Here is a 15,159-nt window from a genome sequence, read left to right as displayed (position 1 = left end):
CGCTGCCGGACTCCGCACGCGCGGCCCCCGTACGGCACGTCCGTACGGGGTCAGCGTCTGTCCGGGGCCGCCAACCGGTGCAGACGCAGGGCGAGTTGGATCTCCAGGGCGCGGGCCGGGGTCTGCCAGTCGTCGCCCAGCAGCCGGCCCACCCGCTCCAGCCGCTGGGCGACCGTGTTGACGTGGACGTGCAGCGCGTCCTTGGTCCGGGCCGGGCTCATCGCGCAGGCGAAGTACGCGTCGAGGGTGCGCAGCAGTTCCGTGCCGCGTCGCTCGTCGTAGGAGACGACCGGGCCGATGGTGCGGTCGACGAAGCCGGCGATGTCCCGCTCGCCCGCGAGGAGCAGGCCGAGGAAGCCGAGGTCCTCGGCCGCCGCCCCGTCCCCGGCCCGGCCGAGCAGATGCAGCGCTTCCAGGCAGCGGCGACCCTCGGCGTAGGCGGTGGCGACGGTCTCCGGGTGGGTGGCGAGGTCGCCGACCGGGGCGGAGGCGCCGACGGTGACGGGCTGGTGGACGGCCGTACCCAGCTGGCGGGCGGTGCGACGGGCCAGGTCCGTGGCGGTGTCGCCGGCGGCGAGCGGCAGCAGAAGGACGGTGCCGCCGTCACGTGCGGCGGCCAGGCCGTGCCCGGTCGCGGCGAGGTGGGAGGCGGCCGACCACAGCCGGCGGCGGGCCGCGGCCTCCTCGTCGGCGTCGGCGGCCGGGCCGTCAAGGCGCGCGGCGAGGACGACATGGGTGGCGTCCAGATCGGCGTGCAGCCGGGCGGCGCGTTCGCGCAGCAGGCGCGGATCGCGGTCGCGGGCGTCCAGCAGGTCGTCCAGCAGTTCGCCCCGCACCCGCTGTTCGGCCTCGGCCGCCGAACGGCGGGCGAGCAGGAGGAGGGAGGTGACCATCGCGGCGCGCTCCAGGGTGCGCTGGTCGACGGGGTCGAGGCCGGGATGTCCGCACAGCACCAGCGCGCCGAGGAGTTCGCCGCCCGCGGCGACCGCGGCGATCCAGTCGTCGCCGTGCCGTACCGCGTGGCCCTCGGCGCGGGACGCCTCCAGCGCGGCGGCCGGCGCCGCGTCGGCCTCGCCGAACTCCACGGTGCCGTCGAGGACTTCGGAGACGGCGGCGGCCACGTCGTGCACCCCGCCGCCGCGCAGGACGAGTTCGGCGAGCCGGTCGTGCACGTCGGAGGCGCGCTCGATGGCCGCGCTGCGGTCCCGGATGATCTCGTTGGCCCGCTCCAGGCCGGCCAGGGCGGCGCGGGTCTCGGTGAGCAGATTGGCGCTGTCGATCGCGGCCGCGGCGAGGGCGGCGAAGGAGCCGAGCAGGGCGATCTGCGCGCGTTCGAAGACGCGCGCCCTGCGGTCGGCGGCGAAGAGGACGCCGATGACGTGCGGGCCGAGCATGAGGGGGACGCCGAGGATGGCGACCAGGCCCTCGTCACGGACGCCGGCGTCGATGGTGAGGGTGTGCTGGAAGCGGGCGTCCTTGAAGTAGTCCTCCGTGACGTACGGCCGTGTGGTCTGGGCGACCAGTCCGCCGAGGCCCTCGCCCATGCCGAGGCGCAGCTGCTGGAAGCGGGCGGAGACCGAGCCCTCGGTGACCCGCATGTAGGTGTCGCCGCGCGCCGGGTCGTTGAGGGTGAGGTAGGCGACGTCCGTGCCGAGCAGGGACCGGGCGCGCTGCACGATGGCCTGCAGGACGGCGTCGAGGTCGCGCAGACCCGCGAGGTCGTGGGCGGTCTCGAACAGCGCGGACAGCTCCGCCTCGCGGCGCCGGCGCCCCTCCAGCTCGGCCCGGACGCGCAGGGCGAGCAGCTTGGCCCGCTCCAGCGCGGCGATGCGGTCGGCCGGTCCGCCCTCGGCGCGGGCGAGCAGCACCGGCTGCTCGTACGCCTCCACGGAGGCGTCGCGGGCCAGCAGCTCGAGGAAGGGGGCCTCGATGCTGCCGCCGGGTGCCGGCTGAAGGTGATCGCGAGACATGGTCACAGGATTCCGCATCGGCCGCCCGGCTGGTCAGGCTGTGGAAAACTCCTGGGCCGGGCGATACCGGGCGCTTCACACATCTGCGGACGTGACGGCGGAGGCGCGCAGACCACGGACGTTGGACCCATTGACGATCCGCCCTCCATCACTACCTGTGGTCGCCGCCCATACTTCAGTCGGCAGTCGCAGGGTCAAACCATGTGGGTGCCTCGGACATGGCCTGCTTGATCCGGAGCAGGCCGAACTGATGGAGCTCGGGCAGCGCGTCCACCGTGAACCAGCCCACCTCCAGGGACTCGTCGTCGTTGACCCGGGCCTCGCCGCCCACGGCGCGGCAGCGGATGGTGATGTCCATGTACTGGCACTGGTCGCCGTTGGGGTAGGTGACCGGCTCCAGGGCCTGGACGAGGACGACCCGCTCGGCCACGCAGCGCACCGCCGTCTCCTCGAAGACCTCCCGCACGGCACAGGCCGCGGGCTGCTCGCCCGGCTCCGGGATGCCGCCGATCACCGACCACTTGCGGGTGTCGGCCCGCCGGCCCAGCAGCACTCTGCCCTCGTCGTCGAAGACGATCGCGGTGACTCCGGGGAGCCAGAGCAGTTGCCGGCCGGCGGAGGAGCGGAGCGTGCGGATGAAGTCAGGAGTAGCCATGGGCCCGACCCTAACGGGCCGGACCCATGAACTCCTGGCTGTTCAGCGGGCGTACGCACCGGTTCAAGGGTGCGTATCCCGGTCGTACGGCTAGGCGCCACCGGCGCGCCGACGGCGCAGCCCGGACCCGATCGCCCAGCCGACACCGCCCGCGGCGACCAGCACCAGAGCGATCTCCGGGAGGATGCCGAGCTCGGTCGCGGGGGTCTTGGACGTGCGCAGCGGCACCTTCTGGACGAGGTAGGCGGGCACGAACATGCCGGTCCGCTGGGTGATCTTCCCGTCCGGCATGATGATCGCGCTGACGCCGCTGGTCACCGGCACGGTGACGGTGCGGCTGTGCTCGACGGCGCGGATCCGGGACATGGCCAGCTGCTGGTAGGTCATCTCGCTGCGGTCGAAGGTCGCGTTGTTGCTCGGCACGGAGATCATCTCCGCGCCATGGGTGACCGTGTCCCGCACGGCCCAGTCGAAGGCGGCCTCGTAGCAGGTGGCGAGGCCCACCTTGGCGCCGTCGATGTCGAAGACGCCCGGAGTGCTGCCGCGGCTGAAGTCCTGGCGGACCATACCGGTCCAGTTCTTGTTGACCGCGCCGACGAGCCCGCGCAGCGGGAGGTACTCGCCGAACGGCTGGATCTGCCGCTTGTCGTAGGTCTGCGTCGGTCCCTCGACCGGGTCCCACAGGATCTGCTCGTTGAGCAGTTTGCCGTCCTTCTCGACGACTCCGCCGACCGAGATGGGCACGCCGACGGCCTTGGCGGCGCCGTCGATGACGGCGGCCGCGTCCGGATTGCTGAAGGGGTCGATGTCGGAGGAGTTCTCCGGCCACAGGACATAGTCGGGCTTCGGGGTCCTGCCCGCCTTGATGTCGGCGGCGAGCCTGAGCGTCTCGCGCACGTGGAAGTCGAGCACGGCCCGTCGCTGGGCGCTGAACTCCAGACCGGAGCGCGGCACGTTGCCCTGGATGAGCGCGACGGTCCGGGTGCCGTCCTCGGCCCTGTCACTCACCAGCGGCCGGGCGGCGACCGCACCCGCGACCGGGACGGCGACGCTCAGCAGCGCGGCGGCCGCCGCGCCCCGGCGCACGTCCCCGGTCCGGCGCCGCTCGGCGAGCAGCCGGCCGGCCTCGTACAGGCCGAATCCGCACAGGACGACCGCGAAGCCGAGCACGGGCGTGCCGCCCACCGCGGCGAGCGGCAGGAAGACGCCGTCCGCCTGCCCGAACGCGATCTTGCCCCAGGGGAAGCCCCGGAAGGGCACACGCGCGCGTACCGCTTCGCCCGCGATCCAGAGGGCGGCCGCCCACACCGGCCAGGCCGGCAGCCGGGAGACGGCGGCGACACCGACGCCGACCAGGGCGACGAAGACCGCCTCGATGGCGACGAGGGCCAGCCAGGGACCGGGCCCCACCTCCACGCCGGTCCACACCAGCAGCGGCAGCAGGAAGCCGAGCCCGAAGAGGTAGCCGAGGCCGAGGGCCGCCCTCCAGCCACGCCCGCGCAGCACCCAGCCGAAACCGGCGAAGGCGGGCAGCGCCAGCCACCACAGGGTGCGCGGCGGGAAGCTGACGTAGAGCAGCACTCCGCAGAGCGCGGAGGCGACGGCCGGGACCAGGCGCAGCAGGCGGCCGCGGAACGCGCTGGGCGCGGGGGACGGCTGGAGCTGGTCCGGCTGGTCCACGGAAGTTGCGGTGACGGTCACCCGGGTGAGTGTACGGCGGCCACCTGGGCCGCCGACAGCGCGGTTCGCGGGCCGGGACCGGCACCGCGGACCGGGGTCGTCCCTGGTCGCCGCCCGTCCCGGCCGGCCGGCGCGCCGGCCCCGTCACGGGACGAGCACGCGCCTCGGCACCGACTGGGCGCCACGTCGTTCGGCCCGCCCCACCGCGACCTTCCGCCGCATCTCGTGCCCAAACCGGTCATCAGCCGCTACCGTGAGCAGGCCTGAAACAAGGGTCGGGGACCGGGGATGACTTGGAACTGGGGTCGGGGACCGGGGACGAGGGGCAGCGGTGGGGTCGACGGGGACGAGGTCTGCGGCCGGGAGAACGAGGTCCGCGAACGGGATGGCCGCGGGCGCGGCCGACGTCAGGCGAAACGTTTCCGACGGGGCGGGCATGATCCTTCTGGGCGCCTGCGCCGGCTGGTCGCTGATCACCGCGGCGGCACACGACGGGCGGCCCGAGGGCGTGCTGCTCGCGGTGCTCGCCGTGGCCGCCGGCCATGCCGTCGGCCGGATGTCCGGGGCGCTGCTGCCGGTGGCCGCGCCATGCGCCGGTGCGGCGGCCGGCCTGACGCTCGCCGTGGCCCTGCCCGGTCTCGCCGCAGGTCCCCGGTACGCCGCCCCGCTCGGCCACGCCGGTGGCACGGCCGCCCTGCTGACGCTGGCCACGGGTGCCGCGTGCTGCGCCGCCTGGGCGTCGCGCGTACCGGAGTTGAGGCTGGTGCTGCGGCTGCCGGCCCTCGGGCTCGTGCTGGCCGGGGCCGTGCTGGGGTCGGCGGCCGGGTGCGTGGCGAGTGCGGCTGTACTGCTGTGTTCGCTCGCCGCGGGCTCGGTGTCCCGACGGGGCGCCTGTCTGCTGGGCCTGGCGACGGCGGCGGCGCTGGCGGCCGGAACGGCCTGGGCGCTCGCCGCCGATGCGCTGCCGGGCAAACTCGCCCGGGTGCTGGAAGGCCGGCTGAGCGCGCACCGGGTTGCGTTGTGGCAGGACGCCCTGCGTCTGGCGGGGCGGAACCGGGGGCTCGGGGTCGGTCCGGGACGGTTCGCAGAGGTGGACGGCACGGCCGCGCAGACGGTGTCCGCCGACGGCAAGCCGCACTCGGCCCTGCTCCAGCTGGCGGCGGAGCAGGGCGTCGTCGGGGTACTCCTCTTCGGCGCCGCGTTCTGCTGGCTGCTGCACGCGCTCTGGCGCTCTCCCCGCTCCACCCCGGTCGCCCTGACCGCCGGCACGGCCCTGACGGCACTGGCCGTGCTGGCCGCGGCGAGCAACGCGCTGAGCTTCACCCCGGTGACCGTGGGCGCCGGACTGCTGGCCGGATGGGCGACGGCGCGGCCGTGGGCGCGCGACGGCGCGGAACCCCGGAGCTGAACTGCGGATTCCCCGCGTGCCGCGCGAGGCGCGGCCTCAGCGGGCCGATCCCGGAGTGATCGTCCGCAGCCGGTCCCTGATGACCCGGACCGCCGACTCGGCGTTGTCCACGGTGATCGTGAAGGTGTGGCCGTCCCACAGGCGCAGCACGACGCCCTCGCCCCGGCGTACGACCACGGCCGTGCCCTTCTCCGGTCGCCACCGGTAGCCCCAGCCGCCCCAGTTCCGTGGTGTGACGAGGGCGGTGAAGTCGGCGCCGGCCACATGGGAGAGCGGGATACGGCGGCGCGGCAGCCCCATGTGGCCGCAGCGCACCTCGACGCACTCCTTGTCGAGCCTGAGGTCGACGTGCACGAAGGCGAGCGTGCCGAAGAGGACCAGCAGACCGGCGGCGATGCAGCCCACGACGGACATCACCAGCGGGGCGACGCCGGAGGTCCAGGCCGAGTCCACGGCCAGCTCGATACCGAGGGCCATGCAGGCCGCACCGACCAGCGCCAGCAGCCACTGGACCCGGTTGGTGGCGCGCCCGGTCCAGACATCGGGGTTCTGGCTGTCGTCGGCGTGGGGGTGGTCCCTCATGTTTATGAGGTTACTCAGGTTTCGCTGCGCGGGTAGGGAGTCGCGGAGCGTGACTGACCCGGGTGGGCCAGGGCTTGTGACCGAGGCGGAGCGTCGTCGCGGGCCGCTCAGCGGACGGGGCTGACCGCCTGCAGGAAACGGCCTTCCTGGTAGGACAGCGCCGTGTCCGGGAGCGTGGCCTCGCGACCGCTGAGCAGCACGGTGAGCGTGGTGTCGGCGACGGCGGCCGGAGCCGGCTCCACGCCGATCCGGCGCAGGGCCTGCGCGGCCACCGCGCCCGCGGAGCCGTGCAGCGCGAGCGGCGGACGGCCGGGCCGCTGGACGGCCGCCCGGATGCGCTCGCCGACCAGCTCGTAGTTGGTGCAGCCGAGGACGACGGTGGTGACGTCCTCGGGAGTGCGGGCGGCGGCCGAGGCGATCGCGGCGTCGATCGCGGCCTCGTCCGCGTGGTGCACCGCGTCCGCGAGACCGGGGCAGGGGACCTCGGTGACGCCGACACCGGCGGCGAACTGCTCGATCAGGTTCCGCTGGTAGGCGCTGCCGGTGGTGGCGGGGGTCGCCCAGATCGCGACATGCCCGCCGCCGGCGGCGGCCGGCTTGATCGCCGGGACGGTGCCGATGATCGGCAGGTCCGGTTCGAAGCGGGCCCGCAGCACCGGCAGGGAGTGCACGGAGGCGGTGTTGCAGGCGACGATCAGGACGTCCGGCTCATGGGCGGCGGCGGCCTCGCACACGGCGAGGGCCCGCTGGGTGATGTCCTGAGGGGTGCGCGGCCCCCAGGGCATCCCGTCCGGGTCCCAGGAGAGCACGAGATCCGCGTCGGGTCGCAGCCGCCGTACCGCGGCGGCGGCGGGAAGCAGGCCGATTCCGGAGTCCATGAGCGCGATCTTCACCCGGCCACGATAGACGATGGGGCCTTGGGGACCCCTCCGGTGGGGCAGACTGCGGGCGTGAGCGCCCTGCTGTGGATCACCGTCGTGTCGCTGGCCGCCTGGTGCTGGCTGCTGCTGGGCCAGGGCTTCTTCTGGCGCACGGACGTCCGGCTGCCGCCGCGCCGGGAACCGAACGCATGGCCGTCGGTCGCAGTGGTCGTACCGGCCCGTGACGAGGCCGCGGTGCTGCCCGCGAGCCTGCCGTCGCTGCTGGCGCAGGACTATCCGGGGCGGGCGGAGGTCTTCCTGGTGGACGACGGGAGCACCGACGGCACCGGGGACCTGGCCCGCGAACTGTCCCGGCGGCACGGCGGGCTGCCGCTGACCGTGACCTCGCCGGGCGAGCCGCCGGCGGGCTGGACGGGGAAGCTGTGGGCGGTGCGGCACGGCATCGGCCTGGCACGCGCGCGTGACCCCGAGTATCTGCTGCTCACGGACGCGGACATCGCGCACGCGCCGGACAGCCTGCGCACGCTGGTGGCGGCGGCACACGCGGGGGGCTTCGACGTCGTGTCGCAGATGGCGCGGCTGCGGGTGGAGAGCGCGTGGGAGCGCCTGGTGGTCCCGGCCTTCGTCTACTTCTTCGCGCAGCTGTATCCCTTCCGGTGGATCGGCCGGAAGGGATCGCGTACGGCCGCGGCGGCGGGCGGCTGCGTCCTGTTGCGCGCCGGGATGGCGGAGAAGGCGCGCATCCCCGACGGCATCCGGCATGCCGTCATCGACGACGTGGCGCTCGCGCGCGCGGTGAAGGGCGCCGGCGGGCACGTCTGGCTGGGACTGGCCGACCGGGTCGACAGCGTGCGGCCGTATCCGCGGCTGCACGACCTGTGGCGGATGGTCTCGCGCAGCGCCTACGCCCAGTTGCGGCACAACCCGCTGCTGCTCCTCGGCACGGTCGCCGGGCTGGCCCTGGTGTACCTGGTGCCGCCCGCCACGGTGGTGGTCGCAGCGGCGGGCGGCGCCGCGGCGACGGCGGCCGTCGGCGCTGTGGCGTGGGCGGTGATGGCCGGGACGTACGTGCCGATGCTGCGCTACTACCGGCAGCCGCTGTGGCTCGCTCCGCTGCTGCCGTTCACCGCGTCGCTCTATCTGCTGATGACGGTCGACTCGGCCGTGCAGCACTACCGGGGGCGCGGGGCCGCCTGGAAGGGCCGCACGTACGCGCGTCCCGATGCCGTGCCCGACGAGGGCTGAGCCCGGTCACTTGCGGCCGGGCGTCCAGTCCATGCCCCATCCGTAGGCGCGGTCTATGGTCCGCTGCGGGCTCACTCCGCGCTCCGGCACGAGATAGCGCGCCTCTCGCTGCACCAGGAGATCGCCGCCGGTGTTGGTGATCAGGGCGAGCGCGCACACCGTGGACGGCACGGTGCACTCGTCGAGCGAGAAGTCGATCGGGGCGCCGTGCTGCGGTTGCAGGGTGACGGTGGCGTGCAGGTCGGCGAAGGAACTGGCGCCCTCGTAGATCGTGACGAAGACGAGGATGCGCCGGAAGTCCTGCCTGTGGTCCAGGTTGACGGTGAGGTTCTCACCGCTCGCCACGGCACCCGTGCGGTCGTCGCCGTCGAGGTGGATGTACGGCGGCCGGTGCAGCGAACCGAAGGCGTTGCCGAGGGCCTGTACGACCCCTTTGCGGCCGTCGGCGAGCTCGTACAGGGCGCACAGGTCCAGGTCGAGCTCGCCCCGCCCGCCTCCCCACCGGCCGCCCCAGCCGGAAAGATGTTTGCGCATCTGCCAGTTGAGGTTCACCCGCATGACACCGGAGGTACCGCCCTGCTTGGCGAGCGAGACCGAGGGCGCCGTCTTGGTGAGGGTGACCTTGGACAGGCGGACGGGCTGTGGCGCCGGAGGGGTCGCGGGCGCGGACGGCCTGGGTGCAGTCGGCATGGTCGGTGGTGGCGGCGGTACGGGGGTCGGCGCGGGGGGCGGGGGCGGGGTCACGCGGGCCGGTACGGGAGGCGGAGGCGGCGTCACGCGGGCCGGTACGGGAGGCGGAGGCGGGGTCACCGGGGGCGGCGCGGCATGCTGGGGTTCGTCCACGGTGATGCCGAAGTCCGTTGCCAGGCCCTCGAGTCCGCTGCTGTAGCCCTGGCCGACGGCGCGGAACTTCCAGCCGCCCTGGCGGCGGTAGAACTCGCCGAGCACGAAGGCCGTCTCCACGGTCGCGCCGGGGCTGTCGAAGCGGGCGACCGCCTGGCCGGTCCCGGTGTCGGTCACCTCGATGTAGAGGCCCGGGACCTGCCCGAAGGTCCCGCCGTCGGCGGAGGCGGCGAGGACGATCCGCTCGATCGTGCCCTCCACGCGCGCGAGGTCCACGACGACGGTGTCGGTGACACCTGCGTCGGCCGTCCTCTTGCCCGCGTGGCGCACCGCACCGGAGGGATGGACGGGCTGGTTGTAGAAGACGAAGTCGTCATCGGAGCGGACCTTCCCGGTGGCGAGCAGCAGCGCGGAGGCGTCCGCGTCGGGCACGCCGGGCCCGGAGCGCCACCCCATTTCGACGCGCAGCGCCGTGGTCGGCACCGGCGTGTTCGCCCCTTTCAGCATGGACATGCCCACCCCCATCCGTGTCGGCTTCGTACACCCTCGGTCGTCCAGGTCATCCCTACCCGCAGAACCTGTTCGCCGGTGTCGGCGAACTCCCCGACCACTGCGGGAGGATCGCCGGTCAACTGGCGGTAACCCCGCAGGACCTCGCTCTTTACACGATTAAAGCGCGCACGGACGTCCTTTTTTGCCAAGTTCGCTCGGATTGGGGATCCCGCGTCACTGCGGACACGGAAAACAACCCTCTTATCGGTCTCCCCAACGAGCACATCGTGGGCTTAACTTATGTGCCATGACCTCCCCCCGCTCCACTTATGGTGGCGGCTACTACTCCGCCTCCTTCCCGGACACCCCGATCTACGACTCGCTCGTCGCCGAGCGCGGTACTCCGCAGATCGCCCCGATCCGGGTCCCCGCCGCCTACGACACGGGCAGCAGCCTGCCCGCCCTGCCGTCGGCCCTGCCCGCCCTCCCGGCGGCGCCCTCCCCGCAGGCCCCGGCCTACGGCTACCCGCAGACGCCGCAGCCCGCCCCGCTGCAGCAGGCACCCACGGCGTACATCCCGCAGCAGGCCGCCGCCCCGCGGGGCTACCCCGGCCCGCAGGCCCCGCAGCAGCAGCGCCCCATGGGCACGGGTTACGAGGCCATGCGCCCGGCCGCCCCGCGGCCCACGCCGGCTCCCTACCAGGACCCGTACAACAACCAGCAGTACCGCGGCTACTGACCGGCCACCGGTCGCTGTCGGTGCCTGCTGGCAGGATGGCGGCATGGGAAACGCCGAATTGCGGTCGATCCACGTACATCCGGTCAAGGCGTTCCGGGGTCACGCACCCCGGGAGGCTGTGGTGGAGCCCTGGGGCCTGGCCGGAGACCGGCGCTGGACGCTGATCGACAACGGGGGAAAGGTCGTCACACAGCGCGAGCAGCCGCGCCTCGCGCTGGCCGCCGCCGAGCCTCGGGCCGGCGGCGGCGTACTTCTGTCCGCGCCCGGCCAGGCGCCCTTGACGGTGTCCGTGCCCGAGCCCGCCGGGACCGTGCCGGTGGACGTCTTCGGCACGAAAGTCGAGGCGGTACCGGCCGCCGCTGCCGCGCACGCCTGGTGCAGTGCCTATCTGGGGGCGGACGTGCGCCTGGTCCACATGGACGATCCGGCCACCCGCCGCCCCGTCGATCCCGAGTACGCCCTGCCCGGCGAGACGGTGAGCTTCGCCGACGGCTACCCCTTGCTGGTCACCACGACGGCCTCCCTCGACGCCCTGAACTCGCTGATCGCCGACGGTGCGCACGCCGCCGAGGGCCCGCTGCCGATGAACCGTTTCCGGCCGAACGTCGTCGTCGCGGGCACCGAGGCCTGGGCCGAGGACCACTGGTCCCGACTCTCCATGGGCGAGGTGGTCTTCCGCGTCGCGAAGGCGAGCGGACGCTGTGTCGTCACCACCGTCGACCAGGACACCGCCGTACGCGGCAAAGAGCCCCTGCGCACCCTGGCACGCCACCGCAGGGCCGGCTCGAGGCTGCTCTTCGGCCAGAACCTCGTGCCCCTCTCGCGCGGCACGATCAGGATCGGCGACCCGGTGCGGGTGCTGGAGTAGCGCGCGGCGCCGGTACGGCGGCCGGGGAACCAGGGGCGGGTCCCGCTCGTTGGGAGGGCATGAGACTTTCGTGAGAAGCCGCGTGCGTGACCGTCCGCGGTGGACGTGATGTCGCTCTCTCTTGCTTCGGGTTGCGGATGCGCTCCCGTGGCGGGGGTTATGACGGAGCGAAAGGGGGTGGGGAGATGGGGGCAATCAGTGGCCTGTGGCGCTGGCGGCACAATCCGCTGCGCCGCCCGACCGACCTGGCCGAGGCATGGGTCGCCCTCGTGGCGCTGGTGCTGATCGCCGTTGCCGCGCCCGTGGTCGGCTGCCTCGTCGGCACCGCCGCCCAGGACTCGCTGCAGCGGTCCGTGCGCGAACAGCGGCACACGCGTCACCTCGTCACGGCCACGGTGCTGCGCGACCTGGGCGAGGTCCCCCTGGAGACCGACCCCGACACCACCCCGGCGCGCGAGATCCGCAGGCGCGTCCTCGCCGACTGGACCGCACCGGACGGCACCCCCCGGCACGGCCCGGCCCTGGCGAATCTCAAGTTCCCGCACACCGGCGCCCACTTCGGACTCTGGACGGACCCGCACGGCCGAATAACGACCCGCCCGCTGGACTCCGCCACCGCCACGACACACGCGGTGCTCGCCGGGATGGGCGCGGCCCTGCTGACCGCGGGCCTGGTCGAAGGCGGCAGGCGGCTCACGGTGTGGCGCATGGTCCGCGGCCGGTACGCACGCTGGGAGCAGGCCTGGGACCGGGCGGGCCCGGACTGGGGCAAGGCGGGCACCGGCTGCTGACGGCCTTCCGGCTCTGGTCAGTCCACCGTGCACGCACACGCTACGGTGGACCGGCCGAAGCGCATTCGGCGACAACCCGCGGGTGAGCGAACCGCAGGGGCGCGCGCAGGTTTCCGGGAGCGCGAACGCGTACCAGCCCCAGGGGCTGAGCACGGTCGTGGTCCCGGCACCGGCGGCAGTCCCCGTGGGAGCGAGCCATCAGTACGACGAGGTGGGGGCACAGCAACGCCATGGCACAGGGCACGGTCCAGGTGACGCACACCGGTACGTCGCGGTGGCGGCGCCGCACAGGCGAGTACGCGTCGCTCGCCGCCGCCCTGGAGGCCGCCACCGACGGCGACGTCCTCACCATCGCCCCGGGCACCTACCGGGAAAACCTCGTGGTCCAGCGGGCGGTGACACTCCGTGGCCCCGAGGGCTCCCCCGGCTCGGTTCGGATCGCGCCCGTGGACGGTGTGCCGCTCACCGTGCGCGCCTCGGCCGTAGTGCAGGACCTGCACGTGGAGGGCCAGGACGCGGCGGCACCCGCGCTGCTGGTCGAGGAGGGCACACCCGAGCTGATGGACGTGCGGATCGTGACCCGGTCCGCCGCAGGCATCGAGGTGCGCGGTGGCGCCCGCCCGACCGTGCGTCGCTGCACCGTCGACAACCCGGCCGGCATCGGCATCGCCGTACTCGACGGCGGGGGCGGGGTGTTCGAGGAGTGCGAGGTCGTCGCGGCCGGGCAGGCGGGCGTGGCCGTCCGGGGCGGTGGGCATCCGCGCCTGGAGCGCTGCCGGCTGCACCACGCCTCGGGCACCGGGGTGACCGTGACGGGCGAGAACTCCGCGCTGGAGGCGGTGGGTTGTGAGATCTACGAGGTCCGCGGCTCCGGCGTGCAGGTGACCCAGCGGGCGACCGCGCAGCTGACCGACTGCGACGTGCACCGCACCACCGCCGACGGCGTCACCCTGGACACGGACGCCGTCCTCACCCTCGCCGACTGCCACCTGCACGACATCCCGGAGAACGCCGTCGACCTGCGCTCCCGTTCGGTGCTCACGCTGACCCGGACGACGGTCCGTCAGTTCGGGCGCAACGGCCTGTCGGTGTGGGACCCGGGGACCCGGGTGGACGCCCACCAGTGCGAGATCTTCGACAGCACCGGCGACTATCCGGCGGTGTGGGTCAGCGACGGCGCCACCGCCGTCCTCGACTCCTGCCGGGTGCACGACGTACCGGACGCGCTGTTCGTGCTGGACCGCGGTTCGCGCGCGGACGTCGTGGACAGCGATCTGTCGCAGGTGCGCAACACAGCGGTGTCGGTGAGCGACGGGGCGACCGCGCAGCTCGACGACTGCCGGATCCGCGAGGCGGCGACCGGAGCGTGGTTCCGCGACCACGGCAGCGGCGGCACGCTGAACAACTGCACCCTGGACGGCACGCAGACCGGCGTGATCGTCACCAAGGGAGCCGACCCGACCATCGAGCGCTGCACGGTCGACTCCCCCGCCGAGGCCGGGTTCTACGTCTCGGCCGGCGGCCGCGGCAGCTTCCTGAACTGCCGGGTCAGCGGCAGCGGCGGCTACGGCTTCCATGTGATCGACGGCTGCCGGGCGACCCTGCGCAAGTGCCGTACGGAGCGCTGTGCGCGCGGCGGTTACGAGTTCGCCGACGCGGGCCCGGACACCGCGTCCGGCACGGGTCCGGTCGTGGAGGACTGCACCAGCGACGAGAGCGGCGGCATGCGGCCGCCCACGGTCCGCGAGACCTCCGTACAGACCATGTCGCCCTCCCCCGGGCTGCTCGGTTCGATCCCCGGGCAGCGCAGCACGGAGCAGGAGCCGCTGATCGCCCCCGCCCAGCCGGCGAAGCCGGTGCGGACGTCGAAGGACGTGCTCGGAGAACTCGACGCGCTGGTGGGCCTGGAGAGCGTCAAGCGCGAGGTGCGCGCGCTGACGGACATGATCGAGGTGGGCCGGCGCCGGCAGCAGGCGGGGCTGAAGGCGGCCTCGGTCAAGCGGCATCTGGTCTTCACCGGCTCCCCGGGCACCGGCAAGACGACGGTCGCCCGCCTCTACGGCGAGATCCTCGCCTCCCTCGGCGTGCTGGAGAAGGGCCACCTGGTGGAGGTCTCCCGGGTGGACCTGGTGGGCGAGCACATCGGTTCGACGGCGATCCGCACCCAGGAGGCGTTCGAGAAGGCGCGCGGCGGTGTGCTGTTCATCGACGAGGCGTACGCGCTCTCCCCGCAGGACGCCGGGCGCGACTTCGGCAAGGAGGCCATCGACACGCTGGTGAAGCTGATGGAGGACCACCGGGACGCGGTGGTGGTGATCGTCGCCGGCTACACGGCCGAGATGGAGCGCTTCCTGTCCGTCAACCCCGGTGTGGCCTCCCGCTTCTCCCGCACCATCACCTTCGGCGACTACGGCCCCGAGGAGCTGCTGAGGATCGTGGAGCAGCAGGCAGACGAGCACGAGTACCGGCTGGCGCCGGGCGCCGCCGAGGCGCTGCTGAAGTACTTCACGGCCATCCCGAAGGGCCCGGCGTTCGGCAACGGCCGCACCGCCCGGCAGACCTTCGAGGCGATGGTGGAGCGGCACGCGAGCCGCGTCGCCCAGCTGGCGGACCCGAGCACCGACGACCTGACCCTGCTCTTCGCCGAGGACCTGCCGGAGCTGCCCTGAGCGTCCGGCCGCACACGCTTCCTGGAGGATTTCGGTCATGAAGGCACTGGCGACGCTCGCCCGGCTCTACGTGTACGACCTGGACGAGGCGCTGCCCGCACTGCGCGCGCTGACGGGCCAGGACGTCCGCACCCGCTTCTCCCACGGTGGCGTGGAGGTCGCGAGCCTCGGCGGCTTCCTGCTCGTCGCGGGGGACGAGCAGGCCCTCGCCCCGTTCCGTGAGGTGCAGAGCACGGTGCTCGTGGACGACCTGGACGGGCTGCCCGCGCTCCTGACGGCCCACGGCGGGAAGATCGTCGACGGCCCGAACAAGGTGCCCACGGGCCGCAACGCGAC

13 protein-coding genes are annotated in these 15,159 nt (G+C 73.5%); 7 read left to right on the top strand and 6 right to left on the bottom strand.

Features of this window, described 5'->3' with window-relative positions; translation table 11 throughout:
• Positions 1-50: 50 nt before the first annotated feature.
• The 3 genes from FB563_RS39390 to lnt all read right to left on the bottom strand — a co-directional run bounded on the left by FB563_RS39390 (position 51) and on the right by lnt (position 4,326).
• Positions 51-1,970: a helix-turn-helix domain-containing protein gene (locus tag FB563_RS39390; protein ID WP_055710305.1), complete on the bottom strand. Its 1,920-nt coding sequence runs from the start codon at positions 1,968-1,970 to the stop codon at positions 51-53.
• Between the two features lie 175 nt (positions 1,971-2,145).
• Positions 2,146-2,625: an NUDIX hydrolase gene (locus FB563_RS39385; protein WP_055710306.1), complete on the bottom strand. Its 480-nt coding sequence runs from the start codon at positions 2,623-2,625 to the stop codon at positions 2,146-2,148.
• Between the two features lie 90 nt (positions 2,626-2,715).
• Positions 2,716-4,326 (bottom strand): apolipoprotein N-acyltransferase, encoded by a 1,611-nt coding sequence (gene lnt, locus FB563_RS39380; RefSeq protein ID WP_142219236.1) that lies wholly within the window; start codon positions 4,324-4,326, stop codon positions 2,716-2,718.
• A gap of 415 nt (positions 4,327-4,741) precedes the next feature.
• Between lnt and FB563_RS39375 the strand changes: the two genes are divergently transcribed.
• Entirely contained in the window at positions 4,742-5,713 is a 972-nt protein-coding gene (locus FB563_RS39375) for an O-antigen ligase family protein (RefSeq protein ID WP_142219235.1), read from the top strand.
• Between the two features lie 36 nt (positions 5,714-5,749).
• Here FB563_RS39375 and FB563_RS39370 read toward each other — a convergent pair whose 3' ends face one another.
• Positions 5,750-6,295 carry a hypothetical protein gene (locus FB563_RS39370; RefSeq protein WP_055709945.1) on the bottom strand — a complete coding sequence of 182 codons (546 nt, stop codon included), beginning with the start codon at positions 6,293-6,295 and terminating at the stop codon, positions 5,750-5,752.
• A 107-nt stretch (positions 6,296-6,402) separates the two neighbouring features.
• Entirely contained in the window at positions 6,403-7,188 is a 786-nt protein-coding gene (locus tag FB563_RS39365) for a glutamate racemase (RefSeq protein ID WP_055709946.1), read from the bottom strand.
• Between the two features lie 39 nt (positions 7,189-7,227).
• On the opposite strand from FB563_RS39365, the gene FB563_RS39360 reads away from it, so the two are divergent.
• Positions 7,228-8,421, top strand: coding sequence for a glycosyltransferase (locus FB563_RS39360; protein ID WP_411573230.1), 1,194 nt, complete (start codon positions 7,228-7,230; stop codon positions 8,419-8,421).
• A gap of 6 nt (positions 8,422-8,427) precedes the next feature.
• Here FB563_RS39360 and FB563_RS39355 read toward each other — a convergent pair whose 3' ends face one another.
• On the bottom strand, positions 8,428-9,771 hold the full coding sequence (locus tag FB563_RS39355; protein ID WP_142219252.1) for a TerD family protein: 1,344 nt from the start codon (positions 9,769-9,771) through the stop codon (positions 8,428-8,430).
• Positions 9,772-10,063: 292 nt separating this feature from the next.
• Here FB563_RS39355 and FB563_RS39350 point away from each other — a divergent pair, with 292 nt between their 5' ends.
• The 5 genes from FB563_RS39350 to FB563_RS39330 all read left to right on the top strand — a co-directional run.
• The gene (locus tag FB563_RS39350; protein WP_142219234.1) at positions 10,064-10,495 is read left to right on the top strand and encodes a DUF6643 family protein; all 432 of its coding nucleotides are present in this window, start codon (positions 10,064-10,066) and stop codon (positions 10,493-10,495) included.
• 43 nt (positions 10,496-10,538) lie between these two features.
• Entirely contained in the window at positions 10,539-11,363 is an 825-nt protein-coding gene (locus FB563_RS39345; protein WP_055709913.1) for an MOSC domain-containing protein, read from the top strand.
• Between the two features lie 185 nt (positions 11,364-11,548).
• Positions 11,549-12,154: an Rv1733c family protein gene (locus FB563_RS39340; RefSeq protein ID WP_055705369.1), complete on the top strand. Its 606-nt coding sequence runs from the start codon at positions 11,549-11,551 to the stop codon at positions 12,152-12,154.
• A gap of 230 nt (positions 12,155-12,384) precedes the next feature.
• Entirely contained in the window at positions 12,385-14,823 is a 2,439-nt protein-coding gene (locus FB563_RS39335) for a right-handed parallel beta-helix repeat-containing protein (protein WP_055705368.1), read from the top strand.
• Between the two features lie 37 nt (positions 14,824-14,860).
• A partial coding sequence (locus FB563_RS39330) for a VOC family protein (RefSeq protein ID WP_142219233.1) occupies positions 14,861-15,159 on the top strand: 299 nt, incomplete at its 3' end.

Origin of the sequence: Streptomyces puniciscabiei (genome assembly GCF_006715785.1) — a bacterium.
Lineage (GTDB): Bacteria > Actinomycetota > Actinomycetes > Streptomycetales > Streptomycetaceae > Streptomyces > Streptomyces puniciscabiei.
This window is presented reverse-complemented; position numbering and strand designations above follow the sequence as displayed.

Bases quoted from the DNA above. Each gene is read 5' to 3' on its own strand.
- FB563_RS39340 (WP_055705369.1), top strand. From the start codon at position 11,549: ATGGGGGCAATCAGTGGCCTGTGGCGCTGGCGGCACAATCCGCTGCGC.
- FB563_RS39385 (WP_055710306.1), bottom strand. From the start codon at position 2,625: ATGGCTACTCCTGACTTCATCCGCACGCTCCGCTCCTCCGCCGGCCGG.
- FB563_RS39390 (WP_055710305.1), bottom strand. From the start codon at position 1,970: ATGTCTCGCGATCACCTTCAGCCGGCACCCGGCGGCAGCATCGAGGCC.
- FB563_RS39345 (WP_055709913.1), top strand. From the start codon at position 10,539: ATGGGAAACGCCGAATTGCGGTCGATCCACGTACATCCGGTCAAGGCG.
- FB563_RS39375 (WP_142219235.1), top strand. From the start codon at position 4,742: ATGATCCTTCTGGGCGCCTGCGCCGGCTGGTCGCTGATCACCGCGGCG.
- FB563_RS39335 (WP_055705368.1), top strand. From the start codon at position 12,385: ATGGCACAGGGCACGGTCCAGGTGACGCACACCGGTACGTCGCGGTGG.
- FB563_RS39370 (WP_055709945.1), bottom strand. From the start codon at position 6,295: ATGAGGGACCACCCCCACGCCGACGACAGCCAGAACCCCGATGTCTGG.
- FB563_RS39350 (WP_142219234.1), top strand. From the start codon at position 10,064: ATGACCTCCCCCCGCTCCACTTATGGTGGCGGCTACTACTCCGCCTCC.
- FB563_RS39355 (WP_142219252.1), bottom strand. From the start codon at position 9,771: ATGCTGAAAGGGGCGAACACGCCGGTGCCGACCACGGCGCTGCGCGTC.